The sequence below is a fragment of the Phycisphaerae bacterium genome (assembly GCA_018003015.1).
Taxonomy (GTDB): domain Bacteria; phylum Planctomycetota; class Phycisphaerae; order UBA1845; family PWPN01; genus JAGNEZ01.
This window is the reverse complement of record JAGNEZ010000056.1, coordinates 1-23,287: the sequence shown is the minus strand read 5'-3', so window position 1 is coordinate 23,287 and position 23,287 is coordinate 1. Positions and strand designations below refer to the sequence as shown.

The 23,287-nt window shown below is 63.0% G+C and carries 13 protein-coding genes; 5 read left to right on the top strand and 8 right to left on the bottom strand.

The window, feature by feature from the left end; translation table 11 throughout:
- Positions 1–10 precede the first annotated feature (10 nt).
- The 3 genes from groL (KA354_19445) to groL (KA354_19435) form a co-directional block, all read right to left on the bottom strand.
- A complete protein-coding gene (gene groL, locus KA354_19445; protein ID MBP7936822.1) occupies positions 11–1,624 on the bottom strand; it encodes a chaperonin GroEL in 1,614 nt (537 codons plus the stop codon).
- A 54-nt stretch (positions 1,625–1,678) separates the two neighbouring features.
- Positions 1,679–1,978 carry a co-chaperone GroES gene (gene groES, locus KA354_19440; protein ID MBP7936821.1) on the bottom strand — a complete coding sequence of 100 codons (300 nt, stop codon included), beginning with the start codon at positions 1,976–1,978 and terminating at the stop codon, positions 1,679–1,681.
- Between the two features lie 88 nt (positions 1,979–2,066).
- On the bottom strand, positions 2,067–3,734 hold the full coding sequence (gene groL / locus KA354_19435) for a chaperonin GroEL (protein ID MBP7936820.1): 1,668 nt from the start codon (positions 3,732–3,734) through the stop codon (positions 2,067–2,069).
- A gap of 433 nt (positions 3,735–4,167) precedes the next feature.
- On the opposite strand from groL (KA354_19435), the gene KA354_19430 reads away from it, so the two are divergent.
- Positions 4,168–5,175: a TerC family protein gene (locus KA354_19430; protein ID MBP7936819.1), complete on the top strand. Its 1,008-nt coding sequence runs from the start codon at positions 4,168–4,170 to the stop codon at positions 5,173–5,175.
- Between the two features lie 65 nt (positions 5,176–5,240).
- Here KA354_19430 and KA354_19425 read toward each other — a convergent pair whose 3' ends face one another.
- Positions 5,241–6,842: an amino acid permease gene (locus tag KA354_19425; protein ID MBP7936818.1), complete on the bottom strand. Its 1,602-nt coding sequence runs from the start codon at positions 6,840–6,842 to the stop codon at positions 5,241–5,243.
- A gap of 324 nt (positions 6,843–7,166) precedes the next feature.
- On the opposite strand from KA354_19425, the gene KA354_19420 reads away from it, so the two are divergent.
- The 4 genes from KA354_19420 (at position 7,167) to KA354_19405 (ending at position 15,102) form a co-directional block, all read left to right on the top strand.
- Entirely contained in the window at positions 7,167–8,249 is a 1,083-nt protein-coding gene (locus KA354_19420) for an alpha/beta hydrolase (protein MBP7936817.1), read from the top strand.
- A gap of 633 nt (positions 8,250–8,882) precedes the next feature.
- Positions 8,883–10,463 carry a DUF1080 domain-containing protein gene (locus tag KA354_19415; GenBank protein ID MBP7936816.1) on the top strand — a complete coding sequence of 527 codons (1,581 nt, stop codon included), beginning with the start codon at positions 8,883–8,885 and terminating at the stop codon, positions 10,461–10,463.
- Between the two features lie 150 nt (positions 10,464–10,613).
- Positions 10,614–11,120, top strand: coding sequence for a cytochrome c (locus KA354_19410; GenBank protein ID MBP7936815.1), 507 nt, complete (start codon positions 10,614–10,616; stop codon positions 11,118–11,120).
- A 451-nt stretch (positions 11,121–11,571) separates the two neighbouring features.
- Positions 11,572–15,102: a response regulator gene (locus KA354_19405; protein MBP7936814.1), complete on the top strand. Its 3,531-nt coding sequence runs from the start codon at positions 11,572–11,574 to the stop codon at positions 15,100–15,102.
- A gap of 33 nt (positions 15,103–15,135) precedes the next feature.
- Here the strand turns inward: KA354_19405 and KA354_19400 are convergent, their stop codons facing one another.
- From KA354_19400 to KA354_19385, 4 genes are all read right to left on the bottom strand, one after another.
- Positions 15,136–15,858 carry an ABC transporter ATP-binding protein gene (locus KA354_19400; protein ID MBP7936813.1) on the bottom strand — a complete coding sequence of 241 codons (723 nt, stop codon included), beginning with the start codon at positions 15,856–15,858 and terminating at the stop codon, positions 15,136–15,138.
- 79 nt (positions 15,859–15,937) lie between these two features.
- Positions 15,938–16,684 (bottom strand): cobalt ECF transporter T component CbiQ, encoded by a 747-nt coding sequence (gene cbiQ / locus KA354_19395; GenBank protein MBP7936812.1) that lies wholly within the window; start codon positions 16,682–16,684, stop codon positions 15,938–15,940.
- Positions 16,685–16,756: 72 nt separating this feature from the next.
- Positions 16,757–17,758 carry an energy-coupling factor ABC transporter permease gene (locus KA354_19390; protein MBP7936811.1) on the bottom strand — a complete coding sequence of 334 codons (1,002 nt, stop codon included), beginning with the start codon at positions 17,756–17,758 and terminating at the stop codon, positions 16,757–16,759.
- 329 nt (positions 17,759–18,087) lie between these two features.
- On the bottom strand, positions 18,088–22,857 hold the full coding sequence (locus KA354_19385) for a lamin tail domain-containing protein (protein MBP7936810.1): 4,770 nt from the start codon (positions 22,855–22,857) through the stop codon (positions 18,088–18,090).
- Between the last annotated feature and the right edge of the window lie 430 nt (positions 22,858–23,287).

Genomic DNA, 23,287 nt, shown 5'->3' with positions numbered 1-23,287 from the left:
ACTCGCGGACTTACCGAACTGCCCCGGCCAGTTCTTTCTCCTTGTCCTCGTCCTTCAGACTGGTGAGGAGAACCTGGGTGGTCAGCATCAGGCCGGCGACGCTGGCCGCGTTTTCCAGGGCCGAGCGGGCGACCTTGGTCGGGTCGATGATGCCGGCCTTAAGCATGTCAACGAATTCCGCGTTTCGGGCATCGTAGCCGGTCTTGCAGCCGTTCTCGAGGATCTCGGCCACGACCACGCCGCCATCGATACCTGAGTTATCGGCAATTTGGCGGGCCGGGGCCTCCAAGACGCGGGCGATGATGTCGTAACCGACCTTCTCGTCGCCGATGGCCTTGTCACCGGCCTTCTTGACTGCGGCGATGGCCTTCAGGAAGACCAACCCGCCGCCGGGCACGACGCCCTCTTCGACGGCCGCACGGGTAGCGTGGAACGCGTCCTCGACGAGGTCTTTGCGTTCCTTGACCTCGGCCTCGGTCGCTCCGCCGACGCGAATGATGGCCACGCCGCCGGTCAACTTGGCCAGCCGCTCCTGGAGCTTCTCGCGGTCGTAGTCGCTGGTGGTCTTCTCGATCATCGAGCGGAGCTGGTCACAGCGCGACTTGATTTCCGCCTTCTTGCCGGCGCCCTCGATAATGGTCGTGGCGTCCTTGTCGACCACGATCTTCTTGGCCTGCCCCAGATCGGAGATCTGGACGTTTTCGAGTTTCACGCCCAGGTCCTCGCTGATCATCTTGCCGTTGGTCAGGATGGCCAGATCACCCAGCAGGGCCTTGCGTCGATCACCGAAGCCGGGAGCCTTGACGGCGCACACCTGCAGTACGCCGCGCAGCTTGTTCACCACCAAGGCGGCGAGGGCTTCGCCTTCGACGTCTTCGGCGATGATCAGCAGGGGCTTTCCGGTGGTCACGAGCTTCTCGAGCAGCGGCACCAGATCGCGCAGGCTGTTGAGCTTCTTCTCGTGAATGAGGATGTAGGCATCTTCCAGCACGCACTCAAGCGTGTTCGGATTGGTCATGAAATAGGGGGAGATGTAGCCCTTGTCGAACTGCATGCCTTCGACCACTTCCTTCTCGGTCTCGAGGCTCTTGCCTTCCTCGATCTCGATGATGCCTTCCGTGCCGACCTCGTCGAGGGCCTGAGCGAGCAGCTTGCCCACCTCGGCGTCGCCGTTTGCGCTGATCGCGCCGACCTTGGTGATGTCGTCGCCCTTGACCTTCACCGACTGGCTCTTGATGCTCTCGATCGCAACCGCGACCGCGCCGTCGATGCCTCGCTTGAGGGCCATCGGATTGGCCCCCGCGGTCACGTTCTTGAGTCCCTCGCGGTAGATCGCTTCGGCGAAGACCGTGGCCGTGGTGGTTCCGTCGCCGGCCACATCGCTGGTCTTACTGGCGACCTCGTTGACCATCTTGGCGCCCATGTTCTCGAACGGATCGGGCAGCTCGATCTCCTTGCTGACCGTCACGCCGTCCTTGGTCACGCGGGGCAGTCCGAACGATTTCTGGAGAATCACGTTCCGGCCCGTTGGACCCAGCGTCACCTTGACTGTCGCGGCCAGTTTCGAGACCCCTTGCAGGATCCTCTGGCGGGCGACGTCTTCGTACATCATCTGTTTAGCCATTTCGTTTCGCTCCTCGCGATGTCCCTTGTTCTGTCAGCGTCTGCCACGAGCCGGTCAGCGATCGATGATCGCCAGGATATCGGTTTCCTTAAGAATAACGTATTTCGTGCCGTCGATCTCGACGTCGGAGCCGGCGTACTTGCCGTAGAAGACCTCATCGCCGGTGCTCACGCTCATCTTGCCGCGCTCGCCGCTGTCGAGCAGTTTACCGGGCCCGGTCGCCACAATCTTCCCTCGCTGCGGCTTCTCTTTGGCGGTATCGGGCAGAACGATGCCGCCCGCGGTTTTCTCTTCGGCCTCGCATTGGGACACCAGAACACGGTCATCGAGAGGTTTCACATTCACCTTTGCCATCGTCTCATTCTCCTGAGTCAGACGGCCCGTCGCACCGGGCCTCGTGTGTCAACAGGTCATTCATTCACGTTCACAGAGCTGGGCGGGCTTACATCATGTCGTCCATGCCGCCCATGCCACCCATGCCACCCATGCCGCCGCCATGTCCGTGTCCGTGGCCATTGTCGTCGGCCTTCTTGGGCTTCTCGGTAATGATGCAGTCGGTGCTGAGCAGGATGCGAGCCACGCTGCTGGCGTTCTGAAGGGCCACGCGAACCACCTTGGCCGGGTCGATGACCCCGTCTTTGACCAAATCGCCGTAGGCATCGGTGTCGGCGTTGTAGCCGAATGGGCCGCTCTTCGCCTGCACCTTGGCGAGAACCACGCCGCCCTCGCGCCCGGCGTTCTCCGCGATCTGACGGAGCGGGGCTGACAGCGACTTGGCCACGATCTCGACGCCAGTTCGCTCGTCGCCATCGGCCTTGACCGCCTCGACCGCCTCGACGCACCGTACCAGGGCGACGCCGCCGCCGGGGACGATCCCTTCCTCCAGGGCCGCCCGGGTCGCGTGCATGGCGTCCTCGATGCGGGCCTTCTTTTCCTTCAACTCCGTCTCGGTGGCCGCCCCGACGTTGATCTGGGCCACGCCGCCGGACAGTTTCGCCAGGCGTTCCTGGAGTTTCTCCCGATCGTAGTCGCTGGTGGTGATGTCGATTTCCTTGCGGATCTGAGCGATGCGGGCTTGGATTTCCTTGGTGCTGCCGGCGCCTTCGATGATCGTGGTATTGTCGTTATCGACGATGATCTTCTTGGCTTGGCCCAGGTCGGAGATGGCCACGCTGTCCAGATCGATGCCCAGGTCCTTCATGATGCACTTGCCGCCGGTGAGAATGGCGATGTCCTGCAGCATAGCCTTGCGGCGATCGCCGTAGCCGGGGGCCTTGACCGCACAGACACTCACAATTCCGCGCAGCTTGTTGACCACCAGCGTGGCCAGGGCCTCGCCCTCGACGTCCTCGGCGATGATCAGGAGCGGGCGCTTGGTCTTGGCGACCTTCTCGAGCAGCGGCACCAACTTGGTCACGCTGGAGATCTTGTCTTCGTGGATCAGCAGATAGGCTTTTTCCGCCACGCACTCCATCGCGTCCTGGTCGGTGATGAAGTGGGGGCTGAGGAAACCGCGGTCGAACTGCATCCCCTCGACCAGGTCGTAGTAGGTGTCGGCGCTCTTGCCTTCCTCGACCGTGATCACGCCGTCCTTGCCGACCTTCTCGAAGCACTCGGCAAGGAGCTCGCCGATCGCCCGGTCATTGTTGGCCGAGATGCTGCCCACGCTGACCAAGTCGGACTTAGCGGTCACCTTGACCGGTTTGGCCAACTTGGCGAGCTGCTCGACGGCCACGTCGACGCCCTGCTTGATCCCGCGGCACAGAGCCATGTTGTCGGCCCCGGCGATCACGTTCTTGAGGCCTTCCTTGTAGATGGCCTCGGTCAGGACGGTGGCGGTGGTGGTGCCGTCACCGGCGATGTCGCTGGTCTTGCTGGCCGCCTCCTTGACCAGCAAGGCCCCCATGTTCTCGTACTTGTCGACGAGATCGACCTCCTCGGCCACGGTCACGCCGTCCTTGGTGACGCTGGGAGCGCCCCAGCCCTTGTCGATGACCGCGTTACGCCCGCGAGGTCCCAGCGTGCTCTTGACCGCCCGGGCCAGCTTTTCCACGCCGACCAGCAGGCTGTTGCGCGCCTCCTCTCCAAACGCCAGTTGTTTCACTGCCATATCATTTAGTCTCCTCAAAGCTCAACCAAGCGGGATCCATGCTGGCGGGACGGCCCTGCACTTATGACAGGGAGTCCCCCGATGTTTAACTGGAGTGCTGCACGCTCGATGCCAGAAGGGCAGGGTATAAGACCATTGATCGTAAACCATTTTTTATCATGATGTTACACGAGGCGGCGGGCTTCCCAACCCCCTTTGGATCTCGTGCCAGCGAGGCAGGCGACGGGCTGGTTGTGCCATACTGGCAGACGCGCAGGCCCGGGCTGTGGGCCGATCCGCCCTGCGATCGCGAGTCCCAACGAGCCGGGTTTCGCCGGTCGGCGGTGCAGGTAGGAATCGGCCGGTTCGAGTTGCCGGCGGGGCTGGTTTTCCGGCGTCGGAGCGGGTGGCGTGAAAGGAAGCCATCGACGACAATTCCCGCGCGAGGTAAGCGATGGCGATTTGGCTTTGGATCGGCTTCGTTCTGTTTGTATTGGTCATGCTCGCCCTTGATCTGGGCGTGCTGAACCGCAAGGCCCACACGATTGGCACGTGGGAGGCCCTTCGCTGGGCGAGTCTGTGTGCGTTCCTGGCGCTGGCCTTCAACGTGGCGGTGTACTTCATCTACCAACACAACTGGCTGGGCATGGCGGAGCACAACGGTGTGGTCACCACTGGCCGGCAGGCGGCCCTCGACTTCTTCACCGGCTACATTGTCGAGCAATCGCTGAGTATGGACAACATCTTCGTCATCGCCTTGATCTTCGCTTATTTTGGCGTGCCTGCGGTGCATCAGCACCGCGTGCTGTTCTGGGGCATCATGGGAGCCCTGGTGATGCGCGGCGTCATGATCCTGGCCGGCGCCGCCCTGATCTCCAGGTTTCACTGGATCATCTACGTCTTCGGCGTGCTCCTGCTGGCCACCGCCGTGAAGATGATGTTCGCCGGTGAGGAGAAGGTTGAGCCGGACCGCAACATTCTTGTGCGTCTGGCCCGACGGTTGTATCCGGTGACCAAGAAGATGGAGGGCCAGCGGTTCTTCACCCACCTCGACGGGAAGCGGGCCATCACTCCGATGTTCGTTTGCCTGCTGGTCATCGAGAGCACGGACGTTCTCTTCGCGATCGACTCGATCCCCGCGATCTTCGCGATCACCCGAGACCCGTTCATCGTCTTCACCTCGAATATCTTTGCGATCCTGTGCCTGCGGTCGCTGTACTTCGCCCTGGCGGGCCTGATGCACAAGTTCCGGTATCTCAAGAGCAGTCTGGTGTTTCTGCTGGCCTACATCGGCGTGAAGATGCTGCTGACCGATCTGTACGAGATCCCGACCGGGGCTTCGCTGGCGATCATCGGTGGAGCCCTGGTCGTGGGGATTGCCGCTTCGCTGCTGAGCGAGCAGCGGCCGGCCCCATTGCCTTTGGGTCACCAGGGCTCGGACGACCCCGGCACCCATGTCTGAGGTCACGTGCGGGCATCACCAGGGTTGATCGGGACCTGGGGAAGGTACCCGGGCGACGACCCTGATCATGCTTGTGGGGGCTGGGGGCCATCTGCGGGGCCGGGGGGAGGATCTTCGGTTGGCTGCTCGATCTCGGCGACCGGGAAACCGCTACCTGAGACCCCCTGTGTTCCGATGAGCCGCTCGAGGTTGGGCGCGAGGACACTGCGGTAGCGGCCGTATCCGAAGTAGATGATGAAGCCAACCGCCAGCCAGACGCCCAACCGCACCCAATTCTGCCAAGGCAGCGAGAACATCAGCAGCAGGCACATGATCATGCCCAGCACAGGGACGACGGGGGCGAACGGCACTCGAAACGGCCGCTCGGCGTTCGGCTGGGTCTTGCGCATGATCAGAACGGCCGCACACACGATGGTGAAGGCCAGAAGCGTCCCGATATTGACCAGTTCAGCCAGAATCCGCAGGGGCAGAACGGCGGCCATCAGTCCGACGAAGATGCCGGTGACGATGCTGGATTTCCACGGCGTCCGGAACCGGGGATGCACCGCCGCGAAGAAGGCCGGCGGCAGGAGCCGATCGCGGGCCATGGCCAGCAGCACCCGCGGCTGACTGAGCATGAGCACCAGCAAGACCGAGGTGATGCCGGCCAGGGCGCCGAGCGAGATCACGAACTCCGCCCAGCGCAACCCGACGTGCTTGAAAGCCGCCGCCACCGGGGCGTTGATCTCGATCTGGTCGTAGCGCACCATGCCGGTCAGCACGGCGGCCACCCCGATGTACAAGACGGTACACACGATCAGCGAGGCGATGATGCCGATGGGGACATCTCGCCGCGGATTACGGGCCTCCTCCGCCTGCGTCGAGACCGCGTCGAAGCCGATGTAGGCGAAGAAGATGGTTGCGGCTCCGGCCATCATCCCCATCGGCTCGCCGCCCCTGCTCACGTCGCCCCAGACCGTGGTACCGAAGAAGCTCAGTCCGCCGTAGCCGTACGGAGCGAATGGCTGCCAGTTCTCCGGTTTCACGAAAGACCAGCCAACCACAATGACCAGAAGAACAACCGCCAGCTTGATGATCACCATGATCGCGTTGAAACCCGCGCTTTCCCGGATCCCGATGACCAGGAGGATCGTCATGGCCACCACGATGAACATGGCGGGGAAATCGATGAGGCTGCGGGTCATCTGGGGCAGACCGGTCTCCGGACTGAAATCAAAGGGAGCGACGGTCAGGAAAGATGGGAGATGGAGGCCGAACATCCCGATGAACTGCTGGAAGTAATGCGACCATCCGTTGGCCACGGCGGCCGAGGCCACTCCGTACTCCAGGATCAGGTCCCAGCCGATGATCCAGGCCAGCAGTTCGCCGAGGGTAGCGTAGGCGTAGGTGTACGCGGAGCCGGCTACCGGGATCATGGAGGCGAATTCCGCATAGCACAGTGCCGCGAAGATGCAGGCCATTCCCGCCACGGCGAAGGACAGCATCAGGGCCGGTCCGGCTTTATCATGAGCGGCCACGCCGGTCAGCACGAAGATGCCGGTCCCGATGATACAGCCGATACCCAGGAAAGTGAGCTGAATGGGGCCCAACACTCGCCGGAGGCGGTGTTCGCCGGCCATCTCGTCCATCAGCATCTGAAGCGGTTTCCTGGCAAAGAACTGGCTCATGGCGACATCTTGGGCCCTGGTGGGTTGGAATGCAAGTGGTGGTTGCGGCCCAATCGAGAATCGTGGGCATCCACGAATCGGGTCATGGCCGGAAGGGTGCTCGGCGGCCTGCTGTTCACCCGGCTGGTGGCCTGTTCCGGGCGTGACTCGATTGGGCAGGATGGGAGGATCTTGCTCATGGGGAGGACTGTGCCGGAACGACTGGGTCCTGCGGCGTGCATCCAAACGTCAGAGCGGAAGGCCTGCGCCGCTGGACGGGTGGCCCTTTCTCGCGTATGGGTAGCTGTGTCTCCCAGACGGAGTCCAGCGAGGAGGATCGCCACCATGCTCGCGTCTCGGCCTCTTTCACGGCGTTTGTGCTTGGTCAGTTGGATCGTTCTTGCCGGCTCCACCTGCCTGGTGGCTCGCCCCCTGACCACATCGGCTCCGGCGCCTCCCAAGGGCTATGCCTCGACCGAAGAGGTGAAGGCGGCCATCGGGCGCGGGGAAGTCAGACTCATCAACCTCTTGGCGCTGACGCCGGCCAACGTCGTCGTCAAGCCCGACGTGGAGTACGGCCGCGTCGGCGACATTTCGTTGAAGCTCGATCTCTACCAACCACGGAAACTGGAGAGGAATGTACCCGCGATTCTGCTGATCCACGGCGGGGCCTGGAAGAGCGGGCATCGTTCCGTCTATCGACCCTACTGCATCAAGCTTGCGGAGCGAGGCTACGTGGCCGCGACTGTCTCCTATCGGCTCTCGGGCCAGGCCCCCTACCCGGCGGCCGTGCACGACGTCAAGTGCGCGGTGCGCTGGTTGCGGGCCAACGCGAACGTCCTGCACGTGGATCCGGACAGGATTGCAGCCATGGGCGGATCGGCCGGGGGGCATTTGGCCATGATGCTGGGTTACTCACCCAAGGTCGCAGAGCTGGAAGGCGACGGGGAGAATTCCCGAGCGAGCAGTCGGGTCCAAGCAGTGATCAACTTCTACGGGCCCACTGACCTGACCACTCCGTTCGCCCGCTCGCAGCCCGTGGTTGTCAGCTTCATGGGCGGCAGGCAATACCAGGAGGCTCAGGCGATGTACCGGCAAGCGTCGCCGCTCACCCACCTGACCAGGGATGCTCCGCCGACGCTCATTCTGCACGGCACGATCGACGATACCGTGCCCATCGAGCAAGCCGACGCCCTGGCGACAAGGCTGAAGGAGCTCGATGTTCCCTGTGAATATGTGCGTCTCGCGGGATGGCCGCACACCATGGATCTTGCTCAGAGCGTGAGCGATTACTGCTGGTACAAGATCGATCAGTTTCTTGCCCGGCATCTCCCGCTCCCGGCGGGGGCCACGGCTCCGGCGGAGGAAACCGGCCGACCCGGCGAGTCGAACACGACAGCTCCCGAGAGCCGGGCGGCAGAACCTTGATCGATGCCGGGGACTGTGAGGTAAGGTAGAGAAAACCAGCCACCGAAATTCGTCTCGGAGCAGCCGGTCGTCGCGGTCTGTCTGTTGGTCAGATCTTGGAGGATCTACTGGATGCCATCATGCACCGTACCATGCGCATGACTTCGAGGCGTTCGTATTCGGTGAGTCCATAGGTGAGACGAAACAGGTGGACAGCGGGATCCGTGGGCATGGGGTCTTCGGGAGTCATTCGGACGGCCTGGCAGACGGCGTGAGCAATGACATTTGATGGAATGAAACGACTCATCTTTCCCCCCCCCATCGGCGACTTAATCAATCCTATCCTCGTCGTCCGGCGTTTTCTCGGTGGTCATTGGCCGAGCCGCGCGAATCGGGGGGCCACCCACCCTGTCCGCCCGATATTGCAGGCGTCCGTCGTGCTGCCGGACGAAGGGGAGGGATGGGCGACGGCCGCATCAAGAACATGTAAAACACTTCAAATAAATGACTTAAGGTCAACTCAGGGCTTCGTCGTCATGGCATCGTGAAGGCGTGGTTTCCCCAAAACACTTCTTTGCGTCCTCACCAGGCGGACGCTACGCTTATGGTGCGATATCGGTCGTGTGTCCCCCAATACCCCGAGGGAGGTGTCGGATGTCCCCAAGGATTCTCGCCCTGAAAGTACTTTGCGGCCTCGTCGTGCTGAGCGTATTCCCTGCCCCAGCAGCTGCGGCGGGGGATGACGGCTTCAAGCCGATCTTCGACGGCAAGACACTAGCCGGCTGGGATGGTGATCCCGACCTCTGGCGGGTTGAGGACGAAGCCATCACGGGGCAGACCACGGCCGACAAGCCGATCAAGCTGAACACCTTCCTCATCTGGCGAGGTGGCCTGGTTGATGACTTCGAACTCAGGCTCGAGTTCCGCATCTTCGGCGGGAACAGCGGCGTCCAGTATCGCAGTTTCGAGATGCCCCAGGTCGGCAAGTGGGTGGTCGGCGGCTACCAGGCGGACGTGGACGCAGCCAATGAATGGACGGGGGCCCACTACGCCGAGCGCGACCGCGGCATCATCGCCCCGCGGGGCGACAAGGTCGTGATCGGCGCAGACCACAAACCGAAGGTCACTGGCCAAGTCGGTGACCGGGCCAAACTCGGTGAACGGATCAAGAAGGAGGACTGGAACCTCTACCGGATCGTGGCCTGCGGCAACCGGCTCATCCACGAGATCAACGGACAGGTCATGTCCGATACCACCGACGAGGACAGAGAGATGAGGAGGTTCAGCGGCATCATCGCTCTGCAGCTCCACGCCGGTCCGCCAATGAAAGTCCAGTTCCGCAAGGTTTTGCTGAAACGGCTTCCCCTGGAGGGTAGGAGGAAAGTCGTTTTCGTCGCCGGCCCGTCCAGTCACGGCTATGGCGAACACGAACACAACGCCGGCTGCGCGTTGTTGGCCAAGCTGCTCAACGAGAACATGCCTGGCATCCTGGCCACGGTCTACCACAACGGTTGGCCCAAAGAGCCGACGGCTTTCGACAATGCCAACGCTGTGGTCATCTACGCCGACGGTGGCGGCGGGCAACCCATCATCCCTCATCTCAAGGAGGTCCAGGCACTGATCGACAAGGGCGTCAACCTCGCCTGTCTTCACTACGCGGTCGAGGTCCCCAAGGGCGAAGCCGGGGACCGCTTTCTCAAGTGGATCGGGGGCTACTTCGAAGGTTTCTGGTCGGTCAATCCCTTCTGGACGGCCGAGTACAAGGAGTTTCCAAGACATCCCGTCGCCCGCGGTGTCCGGCCGTTCGCGATCGATGACGAGTGGTACTATCACATGCGGTTTCCGGAGGACATGAAAGAGGTCACTCCGATTCTCACGGCCCTTCCACCGGACGCCACCCGCGAGCGGCCAGATGGCTTTCACAGCGGAAACCAGCACGTCCGAGCCCGCAAGGGCATGCCCGAGCACACGGCATGGGTCTTCGAACGACCCGGCGGTGGGCGGGGATTCGGCTTCACCGGCGGGCATATCCATTGGAACTGGGCGAACGACGACTACCGCAAGATCGTGCTCAACGCGGTTGCCTGGGTCGCGGGTCTGGAAGTCCCCGCCGACGGAGTACCGTCCAAGACGCCGACCTTCGAGCAGCTTGAGGCCGGGCTCGACAAGCCGCAGCCCAAGGACTTCGACAAGAATTCGGTCAGCAAGTTGCTTGACCGGTGGCGATCTCGCTGATCCCGGCATGGCTTCAGGCAAGCAGAATTCGACGCCCGGAGCCGGGAACCGCTTGAATCCTGAGGATGGATGGAATAACCTGCCCACACGGAACTTGGCGTCGTTGCCAGGCAGGGTCATCTCTAGGGACTCAGGTTGGAGGAGCAGATCATGCGTGAGGTCTTCCCGTCTCCCCGTCGGATCATCCGCCGCACCCTGATTACCGCCGGCGTTGGCGGTTTTGCGCTGATCGTGCTGGCGCTCGCCTCATGCGGGCCGACTGCGGAGCAACGGTATCAGCGGCGTCTGGCGGACACCGGCAAGCCGGCCATGCACGCCATACAGAACCAGCGGCTGAAGGATCTCATGCACAAGCTCACCTTCGATCCGCTCTCCGAATCTGAGCAGGGTGCGGTTGAAGAGCAGCGGCGCGCCGATCAGCTCTCCGAGGTCGCAACGAACATGGCCCAGGCCAGTTCCGGTATGGCCGAGATCAGTAAGGACCTGAACCTGAGCGCCAATGATCGGGCCACTTACTTGAGTCTGGTCGACAAGTTCCGTGATCAGGCCAACGCGGTCGGGGAGGCGGCCAAGCACAAGAACTTCCCGGAGGCCAAGCGTTCTCTCGAGCGCGTGCAGTCCACCTGCAACGCCTGCCACACGCTGTTCCGTCCTTGAGCCAGCGGAACGCTGCCAGATGTTGCGTCCCAACCTGGCTATCCATCTGGGGCCGGCATGATTGCCACTCGGTGCCGGTCGGCCGGGGAATCACAGTTATCGTCCCCGCAGCGAGCGGCAGCTACCAGGCCGCTGTGCCGGTCATATTCCTCCGCCCGACGAGTACGGCCACGGCTCGCCGAGAGCATATTTGCTGCGGATGAAGGCATGGGTCTTTGACCAGCCGTATGGCCACCCCCCTGACGAGTCACTCCAGCCAAGCCGGCTATATCGGGCGTTGCTCGGTTACCAGACCGCGTCCCGTCCCGGCCCGTTGCCGTCTCGCGTTTGCAGCCATGAAATCGCGGGCGGTAATCGTCAATGGAGGCTGCGAACTGACCGATCACAGAACGTCGGGGTGCAAATTCCCCATCGAGCGTTTTGGCTTCAAGGTGACTGGAGGATGTCGCGGGTGTTCACGACAGAGCTGGATTACATCCACTTTGTCCACGGCCTGTCCCAGATGCTGCTGGCGTGCCTTTGCCTGGCCTTGCACCGCCGGGCTGCCTCCGGTCTGGCCTGGATCTGGCTGGCCGTGTACGGCCTGGCCACCGGGCTGCAGCATTGGAGTGAGTTGCTGATCTTTGGGGCGGACAGGAATGCGTCGCTCCTGCTCGTCGTCGTGGTGACGTCACTGGCTGCGGGTCTGTCGCTGACCGAGTTTGGCCGAGCGTCCTGGGCGACCTCGACCGGCCGCCGTCCGGGACAGTGGGTGCTCATCCCCCTGATTGCCTTGGCCCTCTCTGGCGTTGTGGCTGGCCCGGCGGGTCTGCGTTGTTCCACCCGCTACGCCCTCGACATGATTGGCGGGCTGTGGGCTGCCCTGGCACTTGCCCAGGAGACCGGCAGGGCCGGTGCCCGAAGTCGTTGGCTGGCCGGTGCCGGATTGGGCGTAGGTGCGTTGGCCATCACCTCGGTTCTCGCGACGCCCCGGGTCGGATTCCTGCCCGCCACCGTCCTCAACGAAGCTGCGTTTCTGGAGACGGTGGGGATACCGATTCAGGCGGTGAGGGCCATGCTGGCCGTTCTGGTCGTCGCGGCGATCTGGCGGCACTATCTGCGTTGTATGGACCAGGATGCGCCGCGTGACCGGATCGGGCGAGCTTGTCGATCCTGGCTTGGCCTGGAACTGAGTCTGATCCTGGTCGCCGGCTGGATCGGTGCGCATCTCGTGGAGATCCGAATCCGCCAATCGATGTGCGACGACATAGTCAACCGGGGGAGACTGGTGGCGGCCGCACTTGACCGCGGCAAGATCCGCCATCTCACCGGCACTCCCGCCGATTTCGCACTCCCGGACTTCGCCGTTGCCAAGCAGCAGCTGGCGCTGTTGCGTGAAGCGAGTTCCGGCTGCCCTTTGATTCGCCTGCTCTCGCGAAGGGGTGGCCGGGTCGTGGTCTTGGCTGACTCTGAGCCGGCTTCTGCGGAAGGTGGTTGCCCGGCCGGAAGCGTCTGTTCACCCGCATCCGCTCAACTCGAGGGTACGTTTGAATCGCATCAACCGTCCGTCGTCGAGCCCGTACCGGGCCGAGAGGGCGTTTGGGCGACCGCGTGGGTGCCTTTCTCCGACTGGACCGATGGCGGGCCTGAGCCGTTCGTCGTGGAAATCAACTGGGACGCTCGTGCATGGCAAGGGAGCGTCATCAAGGGCCGGTTGACTCCAATGGGCGCGACCTTGTTGATCGCGATCATGTTAGTCGGCCGCTTTGTTGCCCAGCAGCATGCGCGGGATACCGCACTGGCGGTTGGGGCTTCGGATCGCCGCCACCGAAGCCTGGTGGAGGGCTCGCCCAACGGTGTCTTCCTGGTCGACGGCCAGGGACAGTGTCTGACGATCAACGGGAACGGTCTGACTGCCCTGGGCCTGGTGGAAGCCGAGACGCTGGGCAGACCGTTCGCCGGCCTGTGGGCCGAGCGCTCCCGGCCGGTGGTCGAGGAGGGCGTTCGACGAGTCCTGCTCGGCGAGAGAGTCTCTCTCGAGGCCGGGTATGTGCAGCCGGACGGGAACGGGACGGTCTGGCAGATCGTCCTCAGTCCCGTCCGCCATGACGACCAGCCGATCAGTCAGTTCGTTGGCATCGCGACGAACATCACGCTTCGCAAGCAAGCCGAGGATGAACAGGCCGCACGGCTGGACCGGATCCAAGCCCAGCAGGCCGCGACTGTTCGGATCGTCAATCATGCAGCGGTCACCAGGGGCGACTTCGCGGGTGCCGTCCAGGCGATCACCGAGCTGACCGCTGACACCCTCAGCGTCTCCCGTGTGAGCGTCTGGATTCTGAGCGACGATCAGAAGCGAATCGTATGTCACGATCTGTTCGATCGTGATCACCGCGCCCACCTGAAAGGCGAGGAATTGCGCGCGGATCAATACAGGCGCATGGTCGATGTGCTCCGTTCCGCCCGGGCGATTGACGCGGTCGACGCGCTGATGGACTCTCGGACCCGGGAACTCGCTGAGGCGATTCTGATTCCTCACGGGATCACGTCGCTTCTCAGTGGGGCCATCCGTGCCGGAGGCAAGGCGGTTGGGGCGCTGGTGTGCGGGCATACCGGGCCGAAGCGCCAATGGCACAGTGACGAGACGGTCTTCGTGGGGGTCATGGCCGACCAGATCGCCCAGGTTCTGACCAATGCCGAGCGGAAGCGAACCGAGGCCGACCTCCAGCGGGCCACCCGAGAGGCGGAGGCGGCCAGTCGTTCCAAGAGTGATTTCCTGGCCAATATGAGCCACGAGATACGTACGCCGATGACGTCCATTCTCGGCTTCACAGAAATCCTGCTGGACAACGGGAGTCTGGCCGATGCGCCGCCGGAGCGGGTCGAGGCCCTCAAGACAATCCGCCGCAACGGTGAGTATCTGCTCGGCGTCATCAACGACATCCTGGATCTGTCGAAGATCGAGGCCGGGAAGATGAGTATTGAGTACGCGTCTTGCTCGCCTTGCCAGATCGTCGCCGAGGTCATCTCGCTGCTGCGGGTCAGGGCCAATGCCAAGGGGCTCTCGCTCGAGGTCGAGTTTGCCGGTGCGATCCCGGAGATGATCCAGACCGACCCCATCCGTCTGCGTCAGATCCTGATCAACATTGCGGGCAACGCCATCAAATTCACCGAGTTCGGCCACGTGCGGCTGGTCATCGGCATGGACAGCGAACACACTGTTCCCCTGCTGCAGTTCGACTTGTTCGACACCGGCATCGGCATGTCCGCCGAGGAGGTCAGCCGGCTGTTTCACCCCTTCACGCAGGCGGACAGTTCGACCACGCGGCGGTACGGGGGTACCGGACTGGGGCTGACGATCAGCAAACGTCTGGCTGAGATGCTCGGCGGCGACCTGGTCGTGGTCGAAAGCCAGCCTGGGGTTGGGACTCAGTTTCGGGTCAGTGTTGCCACGGGTCCGCTCGAGGGGGTCCGGATGATCGCCGATCCGGCCTCGGCCACGGTGGTCACCGCCGAGGAGCGACGGGCCCAGTATGAAGCCCGGAGCCATTCGCTGCGAGACTGCAGGATTCTCATCGCCGAGGACGGCCCGGACAACCAACGCCTGATCTCCCACATCCTCCACAAGGCGGGGGCCAGTACCACCGTAGTCGAGAACGGGCGGCTGGCGATTGATGCGGCTCTCGCAGCCGGGAACAGCGGCAAGCCGTTCGACGTGGTTCTCATGGACATGCAGATGCCGATCATGGACGGCTACGAAGCCACTCACCGGCTGCGCGATCACGGGCACACCGGACCGATCATCGCCCTCACCGCTCACGCTATGGCCACCGACCGGGAGAAGTGCATCCGTGCCGGCTGCAACGACTACGTCAGCAAGCCGATCGACCGGGTCAAGCTGATTGAGAAGACCGCGATACTCTGGCGGCAGGCCGTCGCGGCCAGGGGAGACGGTCCCCGCCCCGGCCAAGGGGAGCTTTCCAGTGCCGCACGAAGAGGATGACCACCAGGCCGAGATCCACGACCGGCCAACCGCCTACCGCGTCGTCCACCGCTCCAATCCATGGCTTTCCATCAGTTCGGCGTTGCCGAGGATCTCGGTCGTCGAGCCGTCAGCTACCATCCGGCCCTCGTCGATGAGCATGACTTTCCGGCAGAGGCGGCCCACCAGGGCCAGATCGTGGGAGGCGATCAACATGGCCGTATCGAGATCGGCCAGGACTTCGATCAGTCTTCGCCGCGATCGAGGGTCCAGATTGCTGGATGGTTCATCCATCAGCAGGATCGCGGGTCTCATGGCCAGGACGGCCGCGATGGCGGCGTTTCGCTTCTGACCCATGGACAAGTGGTGCGGGGCCCTCCCGAGCATGGCGTCCAGGCCCATCCGGTCGGCTACCTGATGGACGCGTTCGTGGGCGGCGTGTTGGTCAAGCCCCTGATTGATCGGTCCGAACGCCAGATCCTCCTCCAACGTCGGCATGAAGAGCTGGTCGTCGGGGCTCTGGAAGATCAGCCCGATTCGCCCGCGGGAGGCCTTGAAATCCGAGCGGGTCAGTGGACGGCCGTCCAGTTTCACCGCTCCCTGACCGGTGAGCAGCCCGCCCAAGCAAAGCAGCAGGGTGCTCTTGCCCGAACCGTTGGGTCCGATCAGTCCGAGCTTCTCGCCCGGAGCAATGCCGAGATCGACCCGGTCCAAGGCGCAGGTGCCGTCATCATAGCGGTAGGACAGGCTCTCCGCCGCGAGCAGATACTCAGGCATCACCGGCCTCCCCGCCGAAGCTGCAGCTCAACGACAACTTCCTCCATTCCGGTTCTCCGCTCGGGGGTGAACGGGTCCATCACCACCAACGCAGCACCGTGACATACACGATCGTCGCCAGCAGGAAGGCCCAGTCATGCTGTCGCCAGCGCCCCGGCCGGACCATCTGGATCGTCCCGTCATAGCCCCGGGCGAGCATGGCCATGTGCGTCCGGTCGGCCTGTTCAAGGGTACGGACAAAGAGCATGCCGATCTGCCCGGCGCCGCCTCGCCATCGCCAGGCGAGCGGTCCCTTTCCCGCATCGCGGGCCGTTCGAGCTTGTCGCAGGTGCATGGCCTGGTCCAGCAGCAGGAACAGGTAGCGGTACAGGAACTGCAGTTGCAGAACGAGGATGTGCGGAACACCCAGCCGGCGCAGACCGCGGAGCAAATCGGGGAACCGTGTCGTACTCGCCAGGGCGATCAGCGCCGCCATGCCCAACACGAACCGCACCAGGATGGATGCGGCCGCCACCCAACCGCCGGCCACCGTCCATGTTCCGTCGAGTCGCACCGGGGAGCGGTCGAAAACCGGGGCGAACGCCACCAGGCAAACCACGAAAGGCGACACCAGGAGGGTGTGCTTGGCCACGAAGCGCAGCGGCACGCCCGCCCAAACCAGCATGGCAAATGGCAACACGGCGTACCACGCCGACGGGATCACATACCGGGGCAGCGAGATCAGAACCGTGCTGTAAACCAGCACGGCCAGGATCTTGGCGCGGGCGTCCAGCCGGTGGATCGGCGAGTCCTGGTAGGCGAACCGGTCTATGTAGTGGTGATGCATGGATGATAGAAGCGGTCAGCGGTCGGCACTCAGCAACCAGCACCCAGCACCTTCAACTCAGCACGACACCCATCACTCACGACTTGCAACTCCCTCAGCCTCTTTCCTCCGCCGCGCCAGCCCTCGTCCAACGAGCCACACCATGGCCAGCGTCACCGCCGTTCCTGCGACCCCACTCAGGCTTGTCCACCGGTAGTCGGGCAGCGGGGCGGTCCTTTCCTGCCACGCGGTCGCCCTGGATATCGTCTCGTTCTCATTCGCCGCCACCATCGCCGACCGGTGGCCTCCGGCCGCGGTGATGGACTCGAGGGCATCCGGTGCCTCGCTCGCCCAGTGGGCCACCACGCCACCCAACAGGAGGGCCACCACGACGAACGATGCCAGCACCCCCTTCAGACCGATCTTGCCGGTGGCGGCCGAGACGCGATCGGCCACCGGGCCGAGCAATCCGGGTCGTACGCGTACCACATAGCCGATGACCAGGAAGGTGATGATCGCCTCTCCCAAGCCGACCAGCAGGTGCAGCCCGATCATCGCCAACAGGAACTCGTGCATTGGAGCCACGAAGAGACCGCTGAGTCGAACCTCGACCGGCACCATGGCCGCGCCGGCCACCATACCGACCAGCGTGGCGACAAAGACGCTCGCGTAGAGTCGGCCGCCGGAGGGCCGCGGACCGGCCAGCAGGTGGAACAGGGCATAGCCGAGGTAGGCAGGCGCGATCCCGAGGTTGAAGACATTCGTTCCCAGGGCCAGCAGACCGCCGTCCTGGAAGATGAGGCACTGCACGATGAGAATGGAGGTCATGACCAGCGTGGCCGCATGCGGACCAAGGAGAATGGCCAGGAGCACGCCGCCGCCAAAATGTCCGCTGGTGCCCGGGAGGATCGGGAAGTTGATCATCTGGGCGGCGAAAACGAACGCTCCGAGCACGCCCATCAGCGGGATCCTGTCCTGCTGAACGGACGCCCCCACGCGAGCCGATGCCAGCATGAGCACGCCCGCCGAGACGACCATGAATAGCAGGGCCACCCCGGGCGTCAGCAGCTCATTGGCCATGTGCATTGCCAGCATCGGGGTCGCTCCAGGTCGTATTACGACCGGCAGCATTGTAATACACAAGCCGGCCAGCAGGCAAAACCGGCGTGTGGTCCTCGGGAGACCGTTCGTTCGCCGAACCGGCAACGCTGCGAACGCTCCCGCCCCGCAGCGCTCGCACACTCCAAAAACTCGTGAACGGCCGAACCGTCACTCGCCTGGCCGGTGTGTGTTCCCCGACCCCACTCGCGGTCGCACGACAAGCGCCGACAAAACAGCCCTTCTCCCCCAACCGGGGCGAGGGGTTGTCCAGGATTGACTTCAGGCCCGCGCGACTGGGCGACGGACGGCGACCCCGGTTCTGATCACTGGCCCACGAGGGTCGAGTTGGGGCCCCAGGGCGTCGGTGTGGCCATCTTCCCCCAGCCGCCGGTCGCATCGGGATAGCGGCCGTAGGACACGTCCTTGAGCTGAACGCCGAAGCTGACGGTATCGATGGGGGTCACGCCGTCGCGGTCATACAGGCCAACCGCTTCACCGTTGTTGCTCAGCTTGAAGCCGACGTGGGTGGACCCCTGGGCCGTGTCCTCATCCGCGTAGAAGACGAGGAACTCGCCCGGCTGGATGATGACATCATTCGGGAGCTTCCACATGGTCGGTGACCCGAGCATATCGGTCACATACATACCGCCCATGCTCACTGGGAAGGGGTTGGGATTATAGACCTCGAACCAGTCGGGGAACTCCCCGGCTTCGTCGGGATCCTCAAGCGTGACCTTGTTGTCGGCCATGAGCTCGTTGATGTAGAGGTTGGCGGGCCCGACCATGTAATCGGCCACCTTGGCGGCGCTCCATTCCGCACCGTTGAGGACGCGGGCGATCAGCCGCGTGTTGGTGTTGATGATGATCTTGTCCGAGGTGGTGCTGACCTTGGTGGCGACGAGTTCGAGGTCGAAGCCGAGATCCGTGCTCGTAGGGTCAACCTGGTGGACCTCGACCGCGATGGTGTTGGTGGTGTTCGGAATGAGCATTGTCGGGCTGACACTGGCCTCGTAGTAGGTCTGCTCCTCGCCGGCGGAGGAGGCCCTGGTCAGATAGTTCCAGGTATCGGGCATATTGTCCACCGAGTGCGGGGTCGGGACTCTGGTGCCGTTGATGTAGACCATCGCTCCATCATCGCGAAGCAGTCTCAGCTTGAGCTCGGTGATGTTCGACGTGTCGCCCACGGCGAATGTACTTCGGAAGTAGTAGGTCATGTACTTGTTACTGGCGCTCGGTCCATAGGAGAGCTTGGGCGAGGTCTCGCCGTCGTTTCCGTAGCCCAGGCGAGCGGCCTGTGGTCCTTTCCACGCGCTGTCGTCGAACGTCTTCGCGTACCACGCCGTGCCCTGGTCAGAGCCGTTGTCCAGGTATTTCCACCGGGCACCTTTCGGGACGAGTGTGACCGAAGTCGTCGTTGGCTGATAGGTGCGCGCGGTTGGTGCGACCGCCCCACCGGGCAGCCGAGGATCGATGCCATCGAGCGTATAGTAGATCGTTCCCGGGCTACTCGTGTTCGAAAGGACGACCTCGGTACCGACGGGTATGCTCCCGCCGGCAACGCTCGTCGTTGGCGGATCCTTGAACCAGCCCTTGTTGCGAAGTTGCTGGGCAACGACGCTGGTACGGTTCGGGAGGTAGTTGTTCAGGATCCAGTTGACTGCCGGGAGCCAGGTATCGATCCTGTTGCGCGGCGGTTCACCCTTGGAATCGCCCCAGCGGGCCGATTCCGCGACGACCGCCAGATCGATCTGGTCGCGACGGGCGATGAGGCGATTGAGGTTGTTCTGGGTGGTCAGAGGGCCGTTGTCGAACATCGTCTGGTAGACGCGATCGGAGAACCGGATGCGGTAGTCCGTGCAAGTGATCAGGTCCTGGTGAATGCGCCACGGGTTGAAGCGATCAAACGTCCAACCGGCGATATAGGGACCTGTACGCTGCTCGTTCGGATCGCCGGTCGAGCACCCCATCGAATGCTCGGCGTCGTGACGGAAGAATCGGAAGCCCATCAGCCCGGCGCGATCCCCGATGGCGAAGAAGTTGTTCGGGAAATCACCGCCCCAGGCGGCCGGCCCGTCCGGATCGGCCACGAAGATCGTGCACAGGATGTAATCGATGAGGTTGTCAATGTCGACCCGGACCTTGTACGCGGGGTTGCGTGTGCCGTCAGGATTGCAGCCGCGAATCTGCTGGTACGTCTCGTTGGAGACCGTGGGGTAGTAACCTGAGCTCGATCCGGTTTCTCCGCACATCAGCCAGAGTTCGTGGTAGGCGTTCACATCGCCGTCGGTCGCATAGATGGTGTAACCATTGTCGGGCGCGACCTTGATCACGTCGTAATCGTTGTCGGTGCCGCCGAAATAGGTGGCCGCGTAATCGGCCTCGCAGCGCTCGTCGGTGTAGAAAAGTCCCCAGTAGACGCCGTTGATATACAAGTGATAGTAGCGCCCGCGGGCGTAGGGCTTGCCCATGTCGCGCTGGGTATCTCGGGAGAAGAAATCCCTCAGGAACGTGTTCTTGGTGCCGTACTCAAAGCTCCACGAGTAGTTCTGGGCCGTAGCCAGGTCGATCTTGTCGAACTCAGCAGCGCCTTCGTCCCCGAAGAGCGGATAGGCCAGCTTGCCCGATCCGTACTCGGAACGGAAGAAGAACCGGAAGGCATGCTTGGGGTTGCTACCGCTTCGGCTGTAGCCGCCGCGGATGCGCACCCCGGCATCGATCTGGAAGCCCTCGGTACCGTCGGGATGGATCAGCTCGAGCGAGGCCGGGCGCTCCCAGGCCTGCCCGTCACCGCCGGCGTTGACGTAGATCCCCTTGGTGGAACTGAACAGATTGGCCAGATCCGTGACCATGGAAATGGTCGGAATAGCCAGGAGGGCGTCATCGACCAGGTTCGCGTAACGAGCGTCATTCAGGATCGTCGGATCCATGCCGTAGTCCATGTCCTGGCCGTTGACTGAGCTTCCCGGCGCCGGCCAGTTTGGACCGGGCGCCTGCTCGCTCGGCGATTGCTGGACCACGTCGGCGAGGAACAGGTAGGTCCGGGTCGTGACCCGGGAGGTGATGTAGCCCAGCTTGAAGCCGGCCGCCCGGACCACGCTGGTCTGGCTGATCGTGATCGGGCCGGTGTAGACTGTGCCGTTGGACTCGGTGGGTGTGGAACCGTCGAGCGTGTAGCGGATTTCCACGTCGGGCGTCGGTGTAGTGATGGCCAGCTGGAACGGGGTGTTGAAGAAACCGTGTTCCGTGCTGAACGCGAGCGAGCGGACAAAATCGACGTCTCCGGCGACGTTGAATGTTCCCGGCGTCGGGGGGGAGAGATACTGGGCCAACAGTACGTTGTTGCCCAAGACCAGTTCGGGCAGCACGAGGAAGTCGGGGTCGTTGGCCGCATCATTGAGTCCATGAACCGCCAGCAGGTTCTGTCCTGGGACCAGATGGCGCATGAAGGTGGTGACGTCGATCTCCTCGTACTCGGCCGCTTCGGTGATGGACCGGTCGGAAGCGGCAGCCGAGTTCCACGCCAAAGTGCCGGGGCTGTTTCGGCGGGCAATCTCCCTCCCGTTCAGGTAGGCCACGTAGCCATCCTCGTACTTCATTCTCAAGGCCATGAACTCGTATGACGTCGGAGAGTCGACCTGGAACGGGACCCGGACCCAGACCGACGAATTGACGTCGCGCATCTCCGCGCCGATGTCAGTCGCAATGTCGCCGCCGAGAACGCCGACCGCCAGGCCGCCGCTGGCCGTATCGCCCACGAGATCGAAGGCTTCGGCGTTGAAGCTCTCATAGGAGCCCGGGGCAGCGAAGAACTCCAGGGCCGAACCGCCCCCGCATTCGTAGAAGACCAGGTTCACGTTGTAGGTCCCCACCTCGGTAATCTCGAAGACCGCGAGTGTATCGCTAGTGGATCGCGGCTCGGGGAAGGAGGTCTCGAAGACGGTGCCCGCCCGGGTCAGGGTCAGTTCGAACCCATCGTCACTGTTGACGCCGAAGGTCCACTCACCCATGGACGGAATAACGATGGTGCCGGTGACCTGCACGACGTAGTTTTCCACGTCGGCGCCGTTCTCCATGCCCGGGAAGGCGAGGTTATTGCTGTAGTTCCCGGCGCCGCCGCTGTTGAAGAAATCGATGATCGGGGAGGTGCCGGTCGCGGCCCATTCCTGCTGCGAGGTATTGGTGATCACGCCTTTGGCCGTGGCCATGTCGCAGGTCGAGATGTTCGCCTTGTAGACATCAACCTTGAATGCAGGAGCCACGGAGCTGAAGCCCAGGCCGGAGATTCCGTCCTGCCACGTCGAGTCAACGAAATCGGGCGAGGTCCAGCTGGTTCCAAGGCTCGAGTCGCCGGAGGTCGGAACATGGTATTTTACTTCGGACCGGCTCTGAATCGACTTCGAAGCGGCCTGGGCCAGGCCGTAGGCGACGTTGGGCAACTGCTCCGGATAGGTTGGCTGGAATGCCTGCACCACGGTCTCGCCGTCGGGGGCGACGAGGGCCAGATATTCCCCCTCGTTGGCCAGTTTGAAGTTCGTATGCAGCTTGCCGTTTGGGTCTTTTCGGTTCTTCCCCGAAGCGAAGATAATCAGGAACTTGTTCTTGCCCACAATCACGGAGGGAAACCGCCACTTGGTCAGATTCGTGGCGTCGTCGGTCAGATACCAGCCCTCAAGGTTGGCGCCAGGAATGCAGGGATTGTAGATCTCGATCCAGTCGGAATGCTCCCCGTCTTCGTCCACAAGACCGGTTCCGTTGGAGGCAATAAACTCACTGATGAAGAAATTGTCGAGGGCGCCACCCTGGGGTACGACCCCTGGCCCGCTCATGCACGCGATGAAGGCCCGCAGATCCTCGGCATTGACCAAGTTGTTGCCATCCAAATCGGCGTCGGCACAAGCGGAGTCGCTGAGAACCGAATAGCCCGTCAGGCACATCTGGAGATGGGCGAAGTCGGATTGGTCCACGTCCAAGTCGTCATCGAAGTCACTGGCGCGACACCCACAGGACTCAGCCTGGACCCGCGAGGGAGCGTAGCCGCACAAGGCGAGCAGCACGGCCATCCCCCATCTCACCCAGTTTGACGAATGCACCACGGTGACAACTCCTTCCCTCGGACGGATCTGAGGTATTCGAACGCTTTTTGAACGGGGCGACCAGCGCGGTGGTCAGGTACTGGATAACTGCCATTCAGTCCGTTCCCCGCCGAGAGGCGCCACCCGCGACTCTGTTGAGGTAGCCCTGAGCGGCCGGGCCGGCAAGCCGACCCCCCGCACCACTGTTATTATAACCACCTGCGGGACCGTGATGAAGGGCCCGGGGGACCATTGCAGGCCTGGGATAGTATCGGCAAATCAACTGCCTGCCCGAACTCACGATCGGTCCATCTTCATTATCAGACTAGCCTTGATTCCCACGGAACCCTGCGGGCTTAACACCCGCGGCGGAGATTCCACACGCCCGACAGGGTCGGCGCCTTCCGTCTGTTAGTAGTGCACTAGACTCAACAGCGAGTATTTCACCATA